Origin of the sequence: Cupriavidus sp. SIMBA_020, from assembly GCF_046535395.1 — a bacterium.
Lineage (GTDB): Bacteria > Pseudomonadota > Gammaproteobacteria > Burkholderiales > Burkholderiaceae > Cupriavidus > Cupriavidus campinensis.
Genome location: NZ_JAWRWU010000531.1, coordinates 1 through 274, shown reverse-complemented (window position 1 = coordinate 274; position 274 = coordinate 1). Strand labels below are relative to the sequence as shown.

The 274-nt window shown below is 61.7% G+C and carries 1 protein-coding gene; it reads left to right on the top strand.

Annotated features, from left to right (window positions below):
- On the top strand, positions 1-274 hold a 274-nt coding region (locus tag SB751_RS30370; protein ID WP_410749068.1), incomplete at both ends, for a class II aldolase/adducin family protein.

Sequence of the window (274 nt, the reverse complement as noted above, 5' to 3'; positions counted from 1 at the left end):
CAACCCGTACGGCATGATGTTCGACGAGATCACGGCGTCCAGCCTGGTCAAGATCGATCTGCACGGGCGCAAGGTGATGGACTCGGAATACGACATCAATCCGGCGGGCTTCACCATCCATAGCTGTATCCACGCGGCCCGCAAGGACGCCATGTGCGTGCTGCACACGCACTCGATCAACGGCGTGGCGGTGTCGGCGCAGAAGGAAGGCCTGCTGCCGCTGTCGCAGTTCGCGTTCATCGTGCTGCGTTCGCTCGGCTATCACGACTACGAG